Genomic DNA, 360 nt, shown 5'->3' with positions numbered 1-360 from the left:
CACGGCTTCGGCTGGCGGCGGCGGCGCCAAGGCTTGACCAATGCGCCGCCACAACGATTGCCGGCGGGCGGCGGTGGCAGGCTGCAGGCCTTCGCTGAAGCTGTTGAGAAAGTCTTGGTAAGCCTTGCCATGGGCCGCTGCGGGGCTGGCAAGCACTTCGCACAGGGCTTCGTGGGCCAGGCTGTTCAGGCCGCTGAGCACGACCACGTGGCCGAGCTGGCCCAGGCGATGCTGGTGGGTCAGGAACAACAGCAGCTCCTGGCTGGCATTGAGCCCGCAACCGGCCAGGCTCAGCCAGACTTCGCCGGTGAGCATCGACAGGTGCGAGGCCACGGTGTGCTCGTCGGAGCTGGCGCCGAT

Annotated in this window: 1 protein-coding gene; it reads right to left on the bottom strand. The window is 68.1% G+C overall.

The features are described from left to right. The coding region (locus QWI17_RS06825) for a hypothetical protein (RefSeq protein ID WP_302721772.1) at positions 1–360 on the bottom strand (360 nt) is incomplete at both ends.

The organism is Gilvimarinus gilvus (assembly GCF_030518155.1).
GTDB lineage: Bacteria > Pseudomonadota > Gammaproteobacteria > Pseudomonadales > Cellvibrionaceae > Gilvimarinus > Gilvimarinus gilvus.
This window is presented reverse-complemented; position numbering and strand designations above follow the sequence as displayed.